Source organism: Pseudomonas sp., from assembly GCF_049645325.1.
GTDB lineage: Bacteria > Pseudomonadota > Gammaproteobacteria > Pseudomonadales > Pseudomonadaceae > Aquipseudomonas.
Genome location: NZ_JBARTQ010000691.1, coordinates 1 through 2,676 on the forward strand (window position 1 = coordinate 1; position 2,676 = coordinate 2,676).

At 61.9% G+C, this 2,676-nt stretch carries 3 protein-coding genes; 2 read left to right on the forward strand and 1 reads right to left on the reverse strand.

All coding sequences use genetic code 11. The features are described 5' to 3' along the window. Positions 1–190 precede the first annotated feature (190 nt). Together amn and WBB95_RS29350 are read left to right on the forward strand one after the other, a co-directional pair. Entirely contained in the window at positions 191–1,663 is a 1,473-nt protein-coding gene (gene amn, locus WBB95_RS29345) for an AMP nucleosidase (RefSeq protein WP_424490771.1), read from the forward strand. A 71-nt stretch (positions 1,664–1,734) separates the two neighbouring features. Next, positions 1,735–2,370: a pseudouridine synthase gene (locus tag WBB95_RS29350; protein ID WP_424490772.1), complete on the forward strand. Its 636-nt coding sequence runs from the start codon at positions 1,735–1,737 to the stop codon at positions 2,368–2,370. On the opposite strand, the gene WBB95_RS29355 is transcribed toward WBB95_RS29350, so the two are convergent. Next, positions 2,365–2,574 carry a DUF2788 domain-containing protein gene (locus WBB95_RS29355; protein ID WP_007975837.1) on the reverse strand — a complete coding sequence of 70 codons (210 nt, stop codon included), beginning with the start codon at positions 2,572–2,574 and terminating at the stop codon, positions 2,365–2,367. The two genes, WBB95_RS29350 and WBB95_RS29355, sit on opposite strands and share 6 nt — an antisense overlap. Between the last annotated feature and the right edge of the window lie 102 nt (positions 2,575–2,676).

Below are 2,676 nucleotides of genomic sequence, written 5' to 3' on the forward strand. Positions count from 1 at the left end.
TTGGGGCCGCTTCGCAGCCCAGCGCGGGGCAAGCCCGCTCACTACAGGGAGATTTTTCAGCCTTGAAAGTTGTGTAGATACTCATGGCTATCGCAGGCACGCCAGCTCCCACATTGACGGCATTCCAACTCTGCTGTTTCGGTGAAGCCGGGATACAGGCAAGATAAAGGCCTGCAAGTCAGAACACAGGATGCTTACCGTGACCGAAGCTTTTGTTGTCGTTCAAACCGCCGAAGAAGCCGTGGATCGGCTGGCGGCTCTGCATGAGCGTGCCACCGGCGCACTCAACCAAGCCCTCAAGCAATACCTCAAGGACCGCGTTGAACCCGACGCCGAACAACGTGCGATGTTTCGCTACCCGGAACTGCGCCTGACCTACCTGGTGCAGGGCGAAGTCCCACAGACCACCCGGGCGTATGCCAAGGTTCAGTTGCCGGGGACCTACAGCGTCACCGTCACCCACCCGGCGGCGTTCCGTAAATACCTGCTGGAACAGCTGGTGCCGCTGATGCACGACTTCACCGTGACGGTGGAAGTGGGCGTCAGCCAACAAAACATTCCTTACCCTTACGTGGTGGAGCAGGGCGACGAGTTGGCTGGCTCCGGCGTGACCGCCGCGACCCTGGCGCGTGTGTTCCCCAGCACCGACCTGTCCGCTGCCACCGACGGCATTGCCGATGGCCTCTACGACTGGGAAAACACCGACCCGCTGCCCCTGGCGCTGTTCGATGCCGCCCGCGTGGACTTCTCCCTGCGCCGCCTGGTGCATTACACCGGCAGCGACTGGCGCCACGTGCAGCCATGGATTTTGCTGACCAACTACCACCGCTATGTCGACCAGTTCATCCTGCATGGCCTGGAACAATTGCGCAGCGACCCGCGGTTTATCCGCATGGTGCTGCCGGGCAACGTGATCATCGACAAGAGCATGGACCACGGCGAAGCCTCGGCAATTGCCGCAGGGGTGGTCTGGCACCGCTACCAGATGCCCGCGTATCACCTGCAGGCCACTGACGGCCACGGCGTGACCCTGGTGAACATTGGCGTGGGCCCGTCCAACGCCAAGAACATCACCGACCACCTGGCCGTGTTGCGCCCGCATTGCTGGTTGATGATTGGCCACTGTGGCGGTTTGCGCCAATCCCAGACCATCGGCGACTACGTATTGGCCCACGCCTACATGCGCCGCGACGGGATTCTCGACCGCGTGGTACCGCCGAATATCCCGATTCCGGCCCTGGCCGAAGTGCAGATGGCCTTGCAGCAAGCGGCGGCCAATGTCACCGGCGAAAAAGGCGAAGAGCTGAAAAAGCGCCTGCGCACCGGCACCGTGCTGACCTACGACGACCGTAACTGGGAGCTGCGTTGGGCCCAGGAACGCCCGCTGATCAACCTGTCCCGCGCCGTGGCCGTGGACATGGAAAGCGGCACCATCGCGGCCCAAGGCTACCGCTTGCGGGTTCCGTACGGCACATTGTTGTGTGTGTCGGACAAACCGCTGCACAGCGAGATCAAGCTGCCGGGTTCGGCCAACGCGTTCTATGAGCGCGCGGTCAGCCAGCACTTGAAGATCGGCATCGAGGCGGTGGATTTACTGCGCACCGAACTCAACTCGTTGCACTCGCGCAAACTGCGCAGCTTCGACGAGCCGCCGTTCCGCTAAGCGGTTGGGATGGTCATTTAACGGTCAGGCCACTAGCATTGTCGGTCCTGACCGTTAGATATTCCTTTGCCATGTCCCGTCCCACCCGTCCCGATTCACGCCGCCCTGGCGTGAAACCTGTGCAACCTGCCGCTCGCCGTGTCGCCAAAGCGCCGCCGGCCGAGCCGAAGCTGGTGCTGTTCAACAAACCTTTCGACGTGCTGACCCAGTTCAGCGACGAAGGCGGGCGCGCGACGCTCAAGGATTTTATCGACATCCCCGGCATCTACCCGGCCGGCCGCCTGGACCGTGACAGTGAAGGCCTGTTGCTGCTGACCAACGACGGCCAGTTGCAGGCGCGCATTGCCGACCCCAAGCACAAGCTTGCCAAGACGTATTGGGTGCAGGTAGAAGGCGAACCAACCGAAGAACAACTGCAACGCCTGCGCGACGGCGTGGAGCTGAATGACGGCAAGACCTTGCCCGCCGAAGCGCGGCAGCTGGACGAGCCGCAGTTATGGCCGCGCAACCCGCCTGTGCGGTTTCGCAAAAGCGTGCCGACCCATTGGCTGGAACTGGTGATTCGTGAAGGGCGTAACCGTCAGGTGCGGCGCATGACCGCAGCGGTGGGCTTGCCGACCCTGCGCCTGGTGCGGGTGCGCATTGGCGACTGGTCGATCGACGGCCTGGACCAGGGCCAGTGGAAGGAAGTGCCGGCGCGCTTATAAGGCGCCGGACTCGATCAGGCCGATCACCACGCTCTTGATGATGAACGCGGCCACGCCCAGCCCCAGCACAAAAAACAGGATGAACGAGCCAAAGCGCCCGGCCTTGGACTTCTTCGCCAGGTCCCAGACGATAAAGCCCATGAAAATGATCAGGATGGTGACCAGGCCGGTCATCATCCATTCTTCAAACACGGCGGGGTCGATGTTGTTCATGGACTATTTTTCCGGCAGGGCAGGCGGGAAGTATAAGGCAGTGTGAAAAGCTCAACATTGACCTGAGTCTGTGGGAGCTGGCTTGCCTGCGAT

Excerpts from the sequence above, each read along its gene's own strand:
- amn (WP_424490771.1), top strand. The coding sequence starts at position 191 with ATGCTTACCGTGACCGAAGCTTTTGTTGTCGTTCAAACCGCCGAAGAA.
- WBB95_RS29350 (WP_424490772.1), top strand. The coding sequence starts at position 1,735 with ATGTCCCGTCCCACCCGTCCCGATTCACGCCGCCCTGGCGTGAAACCT.